The organism is Catellatospora sp. NPDC049133 (assembly GCF_040648455.1).
GTDB lineage: Bacteria > Actinomycetota > Actinomycetes > Mycobacteriales > Micromonosporaceae > Catellatospora > Catellatospora aurea.
In genome coordinates this window covers 44,993-56,992 of the sequence record NZ_JBEZDT010000006.1, presented here as the reverse complement: position 1 = coordinate 56,992, position 12,000 = coordinate 44,993, and the positions used below count along the sequence as shown (strand labels likewise).

Annotated in this window: 14 protein-coding genes; 4 read left to right on the top strand and 10 right to left on the bottom strand. The window is 73.0% G+C overall.

From position 1 onward, the window contains the following. Positions 1-5: 5 nt before the first annotated feature. Positions 6-761: an alpha/beta hydrolase gene (locus AB0B35_RS08205; protein WP_361042313.1), complete on the top strand. Its 756-nt coding sequence runs from the start codon at positions 6-8 to the stop codon at positions 759-761. Between the two features lie 152 nt (positions 762-913). Here the strand turns inward: AB0B35_RS08205 and AB0B35_RS08200 are convergent, their stop codons facing one another. Continuing rightward, positions 914-1,852, bottom strand: coding sequence for an SDR family NAD(P)-dependent oxidoreductase (locus tag AB0B35_RS08200; protein ID WP_361042311.1), 939 nt, complete (start codon positions 1,850-1,852; stop codon positions 914-916). A 162-nt stretch (positions 1,853-2,014) separates the two neighbouring features. On the opposite strand from AB0B35_RS08200, the gene AB0B35_RS08195 reads away from it, so the two are divergent. Further along, positions 2,015-2,578 (top strand): TetR/AcrR family transcriptional regulator, encoded by a 564-nt coding sequence (locus AB0B35_RS08195; protein ID WP_361042308.1) that lies wholly within the window; start codon positions 2,015-2,017, stop codon positions 2,576-2,578. Positions 2,579-2,666: 88 nt separating this feature from the next. Here the strand turns inward: AB0B35_RS08195 and AB0B35_RS08190 are convergent, their stop codons facing one another. Both AB0B35_RS08190 and AB0B35_RS08185 read right to left on the bottom strand, forming a co-directional pair. Further along, on the bottom strand, positions 2,667-3,608 hold the full coding sequence (locus AB0B35_RS08190) for an NAD(P)/FAD-dependent oxidoreductase (RefSeq protein ID WP_361042306.1): 942 nt from the start codon (positions 3,606-3,608) through the stop codon (positions 2,667-2,669). 74 nt (positions 3,609-3,682) lie between these two features. Further along, a complete protein-coding gene (locus AB0B35_RS08185; protein ID WP_361042304.1) occupies positions 3,683-4,270 on the bottom strand; it encodes an HD domain-containing protein in 588 nt (195 codons plus the stop codon). Positions 4,271-4,626: 356 nt separating this feature from the next. Between AB0B35_RS08185 and AB0B35_RS08180 the strand changes: the two genes are divergently transcribed. Continuing rightward, entirely contained in the window at positions 4,627-5,592 is a 966-nt protein-coding gene (locus AB0B35_RS08180; protein ID WP_361042301.1) for a sulfite exporter TauE/SafE family protein, read from the top strand. A gap of 17 nt (positions 5,593-5,609) precedes the next feature. Here AB0B35_RS08180 and sigJ read toward each other — a convergent pair whose 3' ends face one another. The 5 genes from sigJ to AB0B35_RS08155 all read right to left on the bottom strand — a co-directional run bounded on the left by sigJ (position 5,610) and on the right by AB0B35_RS08155 (position 10,144). Continuing rightward, on the bottom strand, positions 5,610-6,548 hold the full coding sequence (gene sigJ / locus AB0B35_RS08175; RefSeq protein WP_361042299.1) for an RNA polymerase sigma factor SigJ: 939 nt from the start codon (positions 6,546-6,548) through the stop codon (positions 5,610-5,612). Further along, entirely contained in the window at positions 6,548-6,985 is a 438-nt protein-coding gene (locus AB0B35_RS08170) for a carboxymuconolactone decarboxylase family protein (RefSeq protein WP_361042296.1), read from the bottom strand. The genes sigJ and AB0B35_RS08170 overlap by 1 nt, the downstream gene beginning before the upstream one ends. 119 nt (positions 6,986-7,104) lie before the next feature. After that, positions 7,105-7,497, bottom strand: coding sequence for a four-helix bundle copper-binding protein (locus AB0B35_RS08165; protein WP_360525285.1), 393 nt, complete (start codon positions 7,495-7,497; stop codon positions 7,105-7,107). Between the two features lie 281 nt (positions 7,498-7,778). Then, positions 7,779-9,452: an MDR family MFS transporter gene (locus tag AB0B35_RS08160; RefSeq protein WP_361042294.1), complete on the bottom strand. Its 1,674-nt coding sequence runs from the start codon at positions 9,450-9,452 to the stop codon at positions 7,779-7,781. A 74-nt stretch (positions 9,453-9,526) separates the two neighbouring features. After that, positions 9,527-10,144, bottom strand: a complete 618-nt coding sequence (locus tag AB0B35_RS08155; RefSeq protein ID WP_361042292.1) for a TetR family transcriptional regulator — start codon at positions 10,142-10,144, stop codon at positions 9,527-9,529. Positions 10,145-10,396: 252 nt separating this feature from the next. On the opposite strand from AB0B35_RS08155, the gene AB0B35_RS08150 reads away from it, so the two are divergent. Then, the gene (locus tag AB0B35_RS08150) at positions 10,397-10,603 is read left to right on the top strand and encodes a S1 RNA-binding domain-containing protein (RefSeq protein WP_361042290.1); all 207 of its coding nucleotides are present in this window, start codon (positions 10,397-10,399) and stop codon (positions 10,601-10,603) included. A gap of 41 nt (positions 10,604-10,644) precedes the next feature. On the opposite strand, the gene AB0B35_RS08145 is transcribed toward AB0B35_RS08150, so the two are convergent. Together AB0B35_RS08145 and AB0B35_RS08140 are read right to left on the bottom strand one after the other, a co-directional pair. Continuing rightward, on the bottom strand, positions 10,645-11,076 hold the full coding sequence (locus AB0B35_RS08145) for a CBS domain-containing protein (RefSeq protein WP_361042287.1): 432 nt from the start codon (positions 11,074-11,076) through the stop codon (positions 10,645-10,647). A gap of 21 nt (positions 11,077-11,097) precedes the next feature. After that, positions 11,098-11,982, bottom strand: coding sequence for a universal stress protein (locus tag AB0B35_RS08140; protein WP_361042284.1), 885 nt, complete (start codon positions 11,980-11,982; stop codon positions 11,098-11,100). Positions 11,983-12,000: the final 18 nt, after the last annotated feature.

The following is a 12,000-nucleotide window of genomic DNA, read 5'->3' as shown; positions in this document are numbered from 1 at the left end:
CCCCGGTGCGCACCGCTCACCTCGCCTGGGAGCGCCACGGCGGCGAGCCGGGTCTGCTGCTCCTGCACGGCTTCTCCGACTCGGGCGCGTGCTGGGACCCGGTGCTGCCGGCCCTGACCGCGCACACCGGCGCGATCACCCTCGACGCGCGCGGCCACGGCTCGTCCGAGCTGCCCGACGAGCCCACCGGCACCGCGGCGAACGCCGCGGACGCGGCGCTGGTGCTCGACGCGCTGAAGCTGCCGCCGGTCGTCGTGATCGGGCACTCGATGGGCGCGCTGGCCGCCGCCGCCCTGGCCGCCGCCCGGCCGGACCTGGTCCGGGCGCTGGTGCTGGAGGACCCGCCCGGCCCGCACCACACCCTGGCCGCCGACGGCATGCCGTCCTGGCTGTCCGAGCTGCAGGCGCTCGACCTGGACGCGCGGATCGCCAAGGGCCGCGCCGACAACCCTGGCTGGCCCGACGCCGAGTACGAGCCGTGGGCGGTCAGCAAGGGCGAGTTCGACGCACGCTTCTACGACCTGCCGTACGAGCCGGGCCCGTCGCTGCTGCAGTCGCTGGCCGGGGTGGCCTGCCCGACGCTGCTGCTCTACGGCGAGGTCGCCCGCGGCGGCCTGCTGTCGGAGTCCGATGCCGAGGACTGCGCGGACGCCGCCGCCGGTGACTTCGACGCGCTGCGGGTCACGGGTGCCGGCCACAGCGTACGCCGCGACGCCCCCCAGGCTTTCACCACCGCGCTCACCGACTTCCTGGCCCAGTGACCCGCACGGCCCGCGGCCCCCGCAACGGCACCGGCAGTCCGAGCGACCTGTGTCAAACGGGTGCCGCGGTGAAGTCGGTCTCGCCGCGCATCGCGGCTACCGCTCCTTGATCGCGGCCCGCCCCGCCCGGGAGCGGGACGGGCCGCCCTGGTTCACGCCGCCAGGGTCTGCTCGGTGACCTCCCACAGCTGCCGCGCCGCGGCCGGGTCCAGCGCGTACGCCGCCACACCGCGCCGGCTGCCCGCGACGGTCGGCTCGGCCTCGGCGCAGTCCTCGAAGTAGCGCCCGCCGACCCCGTCCAGCAGCGGCGAGGCCGCCAGCAGGACCGAGGTGGCCGCGCCCTGCTCGGTGGTCTTCCACTGGAAGTCGCCGCCGCCCATCTGCGCCCGCAGCCGGTTCAGCTCCTCCTCGGAGACATACCGCTGCAGGTTGGTCTGGATCGCGCCGGGCATCAGCGCGTTGACGGTGATGCCGTCGGCGGCCCAGCGGCGGGTCGCCTCGACGGCGAACAGCACATTCGCGGTCTTCGACTGCCCGTACGCCGCCCAGGGCTCGTACTCGCGCTCGGTGAAGTGGATGTCGTCGAACACCACGGGCGAGCGCAGGTGCGCCGAGGAGCTGACCGAGACCACCCGGGCGCCGCCGGCCGCGGCGAGCGCGCCGTGCAGGCCGCGGGCCAGCGCGAAGTGTCCGAGGTGGTTGGTGGCGAACTGCATCTCCCAGCCCTGCGGGGTGCGCATCAGCGGCGATGCCATGATCCCGGCGTTGTTGACGAGGATGTGCAGCGGACCGTCCCAGCCCGCGGTGAACGTGGCGACGGAGTCCTGGTCGGCCAGGTCGAGCCGGGCGACGTGGATCTCCTTGTTGCCGGTGGTGGCGGTGATGTCGGCGGCGGTGCGCTCGCCGGCGGCGGTGTCGCGTACCGCCAGGGTCACCTCCGCGCCCGCTCCGGCCAGGGCGCGGGCGGTCTCCACGCCGATGCCGGAGGCGCCGCCGGTGACCACGGCCCGCCGGCCGGTGAGGTCGACGCCCCGCACGACCTCCGCCGCGGTGGAGGTGGCGGAGAACGGGGTGGTGATACGTGTGCTCATGATCTTTCCGTTCTGATCGGCGATGCCGGGTCGGGCTCTCCGGTACAGTCAACAACCGGAGGACCCTCCGTTACCCGATCCACGCTAACCGGAGCATCCTCCGTTTTGCAACAGGAACGCCGATGCGCACAATGAGCGGCGTCACCACCGGAAGGAGGAGCCGTGAACCGACCCCTGCGCGCCGACGCGCAGCGCAACCGCGAGCGGCTCCTGGAGGTCGCCGCGCAGGCGTTCGCGCACGACGGTCCGCAGGTCTCACTGGACGCCGTCGCCAAGCAGGCGGGCGTCGGCATCGGCACCCTCTACCGGCACTTCCCCACCCGCGAGGCGCTGGTCGAGGCCGCCTACCGCAAAGAGCTGGCGCGCCTGTGCGACGCCGCTCCCGCCCTGCTGGAGACCATGCCGCCGGACCAGGCCGTGCGCGCCTGGATGGACCTGTTCGTCGAGTACATGACCACCAAGCGGGGCATGGCCGATGCCCTGCGCGCCGTCATCGCCTCCGGCGGCAACCCGTTCGCCCAGAGCCGCGACCGCCTCATCGAAGCCGTCACCACACTCCTGACCGCGGCCGCCGACGCCGGCTCCGTACGCACCGACGTCCGCCCCGAAGACGTCCTCGCCGGCCTCGGCGGCATCTCCCTGGCCACCCCCGACCCGGCCCAGTCGGAGCAGTCCGCCCGCCTCCTCGACCTCCTCATGGACGCCCTCCGCTACCGCCCCCAGTGAAAGGAAGGGCACCTTCACATCGCTATCCGTTGTGGAAGGTGCCCTTCCCAACATCAGACGGGCGCTGCCTGCGGGGATGCTGCTGCGGTCAGGCAGCCGAGGCTGCGGCCACCGCCGCCGCGGTGTCCTCGGTGACCAGGTCGAAGTTGATGAAAGCCGCCGCGCGCGAGCCGCCGGCCGCCGCGTGGATGACCTGCGCGGCGAGGTCGGTCACGTTGCCCGCGACCCACACGCCGGGCACCTCGGTCAGGCCGGTCGGGTCCGCGGCGACGTACGCGCCGAACGGGTGCTCGGTCAGTGAGACTCCCAGCGACTCCAGCACCGCGGCGCGTGGCGTCATACGCGCGGACACCACCAGCGCCTCGCACGGCACGATCGTGCCGTCGGCCAGCCGCGCCCCGGTGAGCCGGTCGCCGGCCACCTCCAGCCCGGCCACCTCGCCGTCGACCAGCCGCACGCCCCGGGCGGCCAGCTGGGTCAGCTCCGCCTCGGTCGGCTCCGGGCCGGTATGGCGCAGCAGCGTCACGTCCGGGGTCCACTGCCGGTAGAGCAGCGCCTGCTGGGCGGCATGCGCGCCGGTCCCGAGCACCGCGACGGCCTGGTCACGGACCTCCCAGCCATGGCAGTACGGGCACTGCAGCACGTCCCGGCCCCAGCGTTCCCGCAGACCGGGGACCGGCGGCAGCTCGTCGACCACGCCGGTGGCCACGAGCAGCCGACGCGCCCGTATCACCCGTCCCTCGTCGAGGGTCACGGCGAAACCGCCGTCCTCGCGTACCGCCGAGACCACGTGGCCGGTGACGATCTCGCCGCCGTAGCCGCGCACCTCCTCCCGACCGATCTTCAGCAGCTCGCCCGGCGGCATCCCGTCGCGGGACAGGAACGCGTGCATCGCCGCGGCCGGGGCGTTGCGCGGCTCGCCGCCGTCGACCACGAGCACCGAGCGCCGCGCCCGCGCCAGGGTCAGCGCGCCGTTCAATCCGGCGGCGCCGCCGCCGACGACCACCACGTCGTACGCCTCAAAGGTCATCTCGACCACCTCCGCGACCACCGTGCGCCCGCCGCCCGCAAGCCGGCAACTCCTGTTGCCGTTTCGGCAAGTCGTCAGACGGGGTGGCGGGCCTGAAACGCCAGGCGGGCGTCGGCGTCGCGGGCCAGCCGCTCCAGCAGGTCGTCCAGGCGCAGGAACGCCTCCCAGGGCTGCTCGCCGCTCACCGCGCACAGCCGGGCGGTGAGCTCCTCTTCCAGCACGGTGACCCGCTTGCCCTTCCACACCTTGTCCGCGAGCACGACCAGCAGATCCTCGGTGCCGAGCCCTGCGTACGCCACGGACCCGTGGTCACGGGCGAACCGGGCCAGGCGCGGCTCGACTCCGCTCGCCACCAGCAGCTCATAGCCCGCGGGCTCGTGGGCGGAGCCGGGTCCGGACAGTTCGGACGGGAACGCGACCTTGCCGATGTCGTGCGTGGCCGCGCCGAACAGCACCTCCTCGGCGGCGACGGCCAGCCCGGGGTACGCCTCGGCGAGCGCGCCGAGCAGCCGCGCTGCGACGTCGTGCACCGCGCGCAGGTGCGCGCCCAGGCGCGGCGGCGCGTCGAGGTCGGTGAGCAGTGCGGCGACGGCGTCGGGCAGCGCGCGCAGGTGGGGTTCGGCCGGTTCGGTCAGGGCACGGTGGAGCGCGGCGGTACGCATCCGGCCGACGTTAGCGCGCAGAGCCGCGCCCGACCGGACCTCATCGGCAGCACCTGCGGCACCGCAGCTCAGCCCGTGCCGCCCGTTGACAAGGTGCCCTTGCACTACGCAGGGCGATGTGAAGGTGCCCTTCCTTCGCGAACGGCTTTTCGTCCAGGCGGCGGGTCGCACGAACGTCCGGCGCGGCGGGGCCCGACGGTCTCATTTCTGACGCACGGGCGTCCCACACTGCCGGATTCAGTGGCTCGGCATGGCTCGTGAACTGCGAGTTAATGAAGACGGTGGCCAGGTTCGGGACATTTCGCCAACTGGGACGGCGACACGCGCCGGTGACGTCGCGCCGATAGGGTCACCGCATGGATCTCTGGGTGGCGATCGCCGGGTTCGGCGTGGGTGTCGTCGTCGGGCTCACCGGCATGGGCGGCGGCGCGCTGATGACCCCGTTGCTGGTGCTCGTGTTCGGGGTGCCCCCGCTGAGCGCGGTGTCCAGCGATCTGGTCGCCGGCGCGATCATGAAGCCGTTCGGCGGTGCGGTCCACATGCGGCGTGGCACCGTGGACAAGCGCCTGGTGCTGTGGCTGTGCGCGGGCAGCATCCCGGCCGCGTTCGCCGGGGTGTTCGTCGCCAAGGCGGTCGACGGCGACGGCATGTCCCAGGTCATCCAGTCGCTGCTGGGCGCGGCGCTGCTGCTGGCCGCGTCGGGCCTGGTCGTCAAGGCCTGGTTCGGGTTGCGTGACCAGGCGCGCGCGGCCGCCGACCCGTCGCTGCGGGAGGTCGTCGAGGGCGCCCTGGCGCGCGTTCGCGTACGCATAATTCCGACCGTGCTGGTCGGAGCAGTGGGTGGACTCGTCGTCGGGGTCACCTCGGTCGGCTCGGGCTCGCTGATCGTCATCGCGCTCATGGCGCTCTACCCGGCGTTGCGGCCGCAGCAGCTCGTGGGCACCGACCTGGTGCAGGCGGTGCCGCTGGTCGGCGCGGCCGCCCTGGCTCACCTGCTGTTCGGGGACTTCCAGCTGGCGCTGACCGTCGCCCTGGTCGTCGGGGCGGTGCCGGGGGTGCTGCTGGGCGCGGCGGTGTCCTCGCGCGCTCCGGGCGGCCTCATCCGCGCCGCGCTGACCGTCGTGCTGACCGCGAGCGGCCTGAAGCTGCTCGGCGCGAGCACGGTCGCCGTCGGCGTCGTCACCGCCGTCCTGGTCGCGGTCATCCCTGCGGCGTGGGTGCTGGCCCGCCGCCACCACGGCCTGCCGCTGCGCGCGCAACCGGTCCCGGCCCCCCGCACACCGGCCGAACCGGCCCTGGCCGACCAGGTCCCCGCCGCCTGAGCAACAGCCTCCGGCCGTCAGAGGCGCGCCCAGGCGGTACGGGCCACGGCCGGGGACGTGCGCTCGTCGGCGAACAGGCCGACGGCGCGCAGCTTGTCGGGATTGGCCAGCAGCTGGATGCCGGCGAGCCGGCCGTGGTCGGTCTCCCAGCTCATCAGCGACCACCGTGTGCCCAGCCGCAGCAGCGCGGCCGGGCCGCCGTTGACCTCGACGAGCCACCACTCGACGTCGCCGGCCTTGGCGCTGACCCCGGCCAGGAACCGCGCCACCCGCGACGCGCCGACCACCGGGTTGACAGCGGCGCGGGCCTTGCCGCCCCCGTCGCTCCACAGCGTGACCTCCTCGGCCAGCATCGCCTGCAGCCCGGCCCGGTCGCCGGTGGCGGCGGCCGACAGGAAACGGTCGACGAGCGCCCGGTGCCGGGTGTCGTTCACCGAGAAGCGCTGCCGGTCGTCGCCGATCCGCTCGACCGCCCGGCGGTGCAGCTGGCGGGCGTTCGTCTCGGTCAGGCCGAGGGTGTCCGCGATCTCCGCGTACGGCAGCTCGAACGTCTCCCGGAGCAGGTAGACCCCGCGTTCGGGCGGTGTGAGCCGCTCCAGCAGCCGCATCGCGGCCAGGGACAGCGTGTCGCGCTGCGCGGCGGTCTCGGCCGGGTCGCCGACCTGTGTGCCGACCGGGATCGGTTCGGGCAGCCAGGTGCCCGGGTAGGTCTCCCGGCGGTGGCGGGCCGAGCGCAGCTGGTCGAGGGCGAGCCGGGTGGTCACCGTGACCAGCCAGCCCCGCGGGTCCGCGATCGCCGCCCGGTCGGCCCCGTGCCAGCGCAGCCAGGCATCCTGCAGCACGTCCTCAGCGTCCCACCAGCTGCCCAGCATCCGGTACGCGACTCCGAGCAGCACCGCCCGGTGCTGCTCGAAGACCGCCGCGTCCGCCGGACGCAGTTCGACATGTGCCGTCATCACACCTCCGGATGCATCCGTGTGGTCACGCCGATGCGGTTCCACAGGTTGATGGTGCCGATCGCCAGGATCAGGTCGGCGACCTCCTTGTCGGTGAACGCCGCCCGCGCGGTGTCCCAGACCTCGTCGGAGACGCCGCGCTCACCCAGCTTGGTCACCGCGTCGGTGAGCGCCAGCGCGGCGCGCTCGCGGGCGTCGAAGCCCGGGAACTCCCACCACGCGCCGACGGCCAGCACCTCGCGGAGGTCGGCCCCCTGCTTGACCAGGTCCGTGCCGTGCAGGTCGATGCAGTACGCGCAGCCGTTCAGCAACGACGCGCGCAGCTTCACCAGGTCCAGCAACCGGGCGTCCAGGCTCTTGGCCAGGTACTTCTCCAGGCCCAGCACCGCCCGGTAGCCCTCGGGTGCCAGTTCGCCCAGATTCATCCGCTGAGACATCAGTCGTACCCCTCCGTGGTCCATTGTCACGGCAACCGTCGGCCGCCGCCGCAGGAACGACACGACAGCCGGGTCCGGACGTGACAATTCGGGGCACAGATGCGACGCAGCACACGTTCTCAGGCGAGCGCCGGCTCCGCCAGCATCTGCCGGCAGGCGTCCCGGGCGGTCTCGCACGCGTCGGCGGCGATCGCACAGTGCCGGTGCCGATCGGCGTGGCTGCGGCTCTCCTGCGCGCAGACGTCGCACACGGTCGCGCACGCCTCGATCACGGTGCGGGCCAGTTCGGGGTGGTAGCCCCGGAACCGGTCGAGGATCTCGGCCGCGGTGGCGCACATGTCGGCGCAGTCCAGATTCGTCCGGATGCAGATCACCAGTTGCGCCACCTCGGGATCGCCAAGGCAGGCGTCGGCGCACGCGTTGCAGGCCTCCGCGCACAGATTGCACGCCCGTACGCAGGCCGCCCGCACGTCGTGGCGCAGGTCCTCTTCGTCGCGGTACATCGGCGTCATCGGCTGCATGGTTCGCCCCCGATCAAGAAGATCAATCGTACGCGCTGCGGTTCAGCCGCCCACCCGCGTCCAAGATCGTCCGACTTGCCCGGCACCTGTGCGTATCTTGAGCGCGCATTCGCCCACGTGCCGGGCAAGTCGAACAACCTTGGTGCGTACCTCGCCCGCACCACCCGGCCGCGCGAGGCCTTGCGCGCCGCGAGGCGGCGGGCGCGAGGCGCGTCGGAGGTACGGAAAGGGCGTCCGTGCCGGTGGCACGGACGCCCTTTGCCGGTGGAAAGTCACTCCGCCCGGACGAGCCCGTCGGGGCGGTTCTCCGATTTCGCCGTCCGTTCCGCATCGGCCCGGCCACCGAGGTCCTCGCCGCCGATGTCCGTGCCCTCGGCGGCCGCCGACTCCATGGCGAGCCGGTCCGCGCCGCTCAGCGTGCTCAGCGGCTTCTCCTTGATGAACAGCACCACGACGAACGCCAGTGCCGCGATCGGCGCGCCGACCAGGAACAGGTCCGCGGTGGCCAGGCCGTAGATCTCGGCGACGATGGCCTTGATCTCCGGCGGCAGCGAGGCAAGGTCGGGCACCTGGCTGGAGCTGCTGCCGGCCGGGGCGGGCCCGAACCGCTCCTCGCGCAGGTCGGAGATCCGGGCGGTCATCACCGCGCCGAGCGCGCTGACGCCGACCGCACTGCCCATGCTGCGGAAGAAGGTGAGCACCGAGGTGGTGACGCCCAGGTCGTGGGCGGGCACGTCGTTCTGCGCGGCCAGCACCAGGTTCTGCATGAGCAGGCCGACGCCGATACCGAGCACGGCCATGTACACCGACACCAGCGGCACGCTGGTGGTGTGGTCGATGGTGCCCAGCAGCAGCATGCCGGCCGTCATCACCACCGCGCCGACGACCAGGTAGATCTTCCACTTGCCGAACTTGGTGATCAGACCGCCCGCGACGGTCGACGAGACCAGCAGGCCGAAGATCATCGGCAGGCTCATCAGGCCGGCCACCGTCGGCGACTTGCCCAGCGAGATCTGGAAGTACTGCGACAGGAACACCGCGCCGCCCATCAGCGCCAGACCGACCAGCACGCTGGCGATCGTGGTCAGGGTGACGGTGCGGCTGCGGAAGATGCCGAGCGGGATGATCGGCTCCGCGGCCCGCGACTCGACCCACACGGCCAGCGCCAGCAGCACCAGGCCGCCGGTCACCAGCAGCGCGGTCCAGCCCGAGGCCCAGGCGAACTTGTTGCCCGCCAGTGTCGACCAGATCAGCAGTGTGGAGACACCCGCCGTGATCAGGAACGCGCCCCAGTAGTCGATCTTCACCTTGCCGGGCGGGGTGGCCGGCAGGTGCAGGGTGCGCTGCAGCAGGTAGATGGCGAGCAGGGTGAACGGGACGCCGATGAAGAACGTCCAGCGCCAGCCCAGCCACGAGGTGTCCACCAGCACGCCGCCGATGAGCGGTCCGGCGATGGTGCCGATGCCGAACACCGCGCCGAAGATGCCCGAGTAGCGGCCCATCTCGCGGGGCGGGATCATCGCCGCCATCACGATCATGGCCAGGGCGGTCATGCCGCCCGCGCCGACGCCCTGCACGACCCGGCTGACGAGCAGGATCTCGACGTTCGGGGTGAAGCCTGCGATGAGCGAGCCGACCACGAACAGGCCGAGCGAGAGCTGGATGAGCAGCTTCTTGCTGTACAGGTCGGCCGCCTTGCCCCAGAGCGGGACGGTGGCGGTCATCGCCAGCAGTTCGGTGGTGACGATCCAGGTGTAGACGGACTGGCTGCCGTCGAGGGCGGCGATGATGCGCGGCAGCGCGTTGGCCACGACCGTCCCCGCCAGGATGGACACGAACATGCCCAGCATCAGCCCGGACAGCGCCTGCATCACCTCGCGGCGGGTCATCGGGACCGTGTCGGGCTCCGGTCCGGCCGTCTGGGCCGGTATGTCGGTCGTGGTCATTCTCTTCCTCACGTGGTGCGGCAACCGGGTGAGGATCACCCGGGGGGATCGGGGGGCGTCGGGCGCGGTGCGGGTCAGTCCGGATCGGGCAGGCCGGCGGCCAGGGCCGTGAACGCCTCGTCCACCAGCGCGCCCAGGGACAGGCCGCCCGCCGCGGCCATCCAGCGGGTGGCGGCGACGCGGAAGGCGGCGCTGGTCGTGGCCACCACGAGCGCCGGGTAGCCGTGCCGCACGGGATCGACCCCGAGGTGCGCGGCGATCTGCTCGGTGGTGGCGCGTTCGGCCTCGGCGTTGCTGAGCACCAGCCTCGGCAGCAGCTGCGGGCTGCGCTGGATGATCTCCATGCGGAGGAACCAGTGGTCGCGATCGGCCTCCATGGCGGCGACGACCAGCAGCACGGCGCGGCGCACCGCGTCCAGCACTCCCATGGCGGGCAGCAGCACGGCCAGCCGGGCCCGCATCGCGTCGACCTCGACCAGGTGGTCGCCGAGCACGGCGTCCTCCTTGGAGGCGAAGTAGTTGAAGAAGGTGCGCGAGGACACCCCCGCCTCGGCGCTGATGTCGTCCACGGTGACGTGTTCGAAGCCGCGCGCCGAGCACAGCCGCAGGGCCGCGCCGGTCAGCGCGGCGCGGGTCTGCTGCTTGCGGAGGTCACGCCGGCCGAGCGGGGCGTCCTGGTCGAGCGGAGTCACGGGCAGATCAAACCTCAAACTTGCAGTGGCTGCAAGTTTATTTCCGGCGTGTTCACCCACCAGCGAAACCGGGCACCGCGGTTGCCAGGGGACGGAACCGCCGCTAAGGTCGGGCGCTGTGACTGCCGGGTCGGCCCAGTGCCGTGATCAGATGAGGCATCCGGCTGAGCCGTGATCGCCCGGCGGGCCCGTGGCCCGCCCTCCTTCGTCGTCGCCCGCCAAGCGGAGCCTGCCGAGGAAGGAGGTGATCGCATGTCCCGCTTCGAAGAACTCAACGCCGGTGACGTCCTGGTAGGCCAGGTCGTCAAGGTCGTTCCCTTCGGCGCTTTCGTCGAGATCGCCGATGACGCCCACGGTCTGCTGCACGGCCAGACCGAGCCGCAGGTCGGCACGAGCGTCACGGTTCGCATCCTCGAGATCGACCGTGAACGCAGGCGTGCCAGCCTGACGCTGGCGTGATCACGGCGGGGGAGGTGGCGCGAGCCGTCTCCCCCGCTTGCTCACCTGGCAAGCAGGGCGACGAGGTCGCTGCCGGTCACCACGCCGACCGCCACTCCGCGGGCGTCGACCACGGCCACCGCGTCCACGCAGGCCGTACGCATCAGCCGCGCCGCGTCCACCACCGCCGCCTCGGCGGCCACCACCGCGGGCGTACGGTCCAGCACCGACGAGATCCGCCGGTACGACAACGTGGCCGGCTCGGCGGCCCACGCCGCGACGACCGCCCGGTCCGCGAGCACACCCACGCACCGGCCGCCCTCGTCGGTGACGACCAGGTGCCGCAGCCCTTCGCGGACCATCACCGCGAGCGCGTCACCCAGCGTCGTCGACGGCCGCACGCAGTACGGCGGCGCGCTCATCACCTCGCTGATCTGCCGCCACGCCAGCCCCGCCGCCCGCTCCGGCCCGCTCTGCGTCACCCGCCCGTCCATGACCAGCTCCCGACCCGTACCTCAGCCCGCAGGCTCCTCGACCGGGGTGTGCCGCACCACCAGCACCGGGCATGCCGCGTGGTGCAGCAACTGCTGGCTGACCGAACCCAGCAGCAGCCCCTTGAAACCGCCGCGCCCCCGGGCGCCGACCACCACCAGCTGCGCCTGCTCGCTCAGCCGCACCAGCTCCCGGCCGGTGCGGCCGGGCACCACTTCCGTACGGACCCGGACATCGGGGCGCTGCTTGCGCATGGCCTCGATCGCCGTGTCGAGCTCCTGCTGCTCGGCCGACCGCGCGGCGAGCGGGTCGTAGAGCGCCGGGATCGAGTACGCCAGCGTGGTGGCGGCGTCGTGCCAGACCCGCACCGCCAGCAGCTCCGCGTCCCGCTGCTTGGCCTCGCCGAACGCCTGCCGCACGGCGGCCGCCGATCCCGGCGAGCCGTCGACCCCGAGCACGACCGGGCCGGCCCGTGCCTCGCCCCGCACCACCAGCACCGGCGTGGCGCAGTGGGCCGTCACCTCCACCGCGACCGAGCCCAGCAGCAGCCCCGTGAAGCCACCCAGGCCCCGGTCGCCGAGCACCAGCAGCTGCGCGGCGCGCGCGGCGGCCAGCAGCACGCCCGCGGGCCCGCCGGTGACCAGGTCGGCCGTCACCTCGACGCGGCCGTTCGCGGCCTTCGCGGCCGCGGTCGCCTCGGCGAGGACATGTTCGGCGTCGTGGCGTAGCCCGCCCTCCGGCACGGCCGCCGACGCCCCGACGTCGACGTGCATGAGCGGCCAGATGAAGGCGTGCACGATGCGCAGGCCGCAGCCGCGCCACGCCGCCTCCCGGACGGCCTCGCGTACCGCCGCCAGCGCCGAAGCCGACCCGTCGACGCCGACCACGACCATCGTCTGCTCAGTCATCGCGTTTCCCCCACCCCA